The organism is Chryseobacterium formosum, from assembly GCF_026460885.1.
Lineage (GTDB): Bacteria > Bacteroidota > Bacteroidia > Flavobacteriales > Weeksellaceae > Chryseobacterium > Chryseobacterium formosus.
Genome location: NZ_JAOVZW010000039.1, coordinates 1 through 261, shown reverse-complemented (window position 1 = coordinate 261; position 261 = coordinate 1). Strand labels below are relative to the sequence as shown.

Here is a 261-nt window from a genome sequence, read left to right as displayed (position 1 = left end):
AAGGGATAAGAGATTTAGAAAAAGAAGTTAGGAATTAGAAGTTAGAGATTAGTCTAACATCTAGTATCTAAAATCTAACATCTAAAACAAAGTCTCGTAGCTCAGCTGGTTAGAGCGCTACACTGATAATGTAGAGGTCGGCAGTTCGAGCCTGCCCGAGACTACTAATTGAAGGGATTAAGATATTGAGAAATTAAGGTATTGAGAAATTAGCAAGTTCTAATCTCTGAATTACTAAATCTCTAAATTTTTTAATCTTAT

1 tRNA gene is annotated in these 261 nt (G+C 33.3%); it reads left to right on the top strand.

The annotated features are described in order from the left end of the window. Positions 1-90: 90 nt before the first annotated feature. Positions 91-164, top strand: a tRNA-Ile gene (locus OF897_RS21345). Positions 165-261 lie beyond the last annotated feature (97 nt).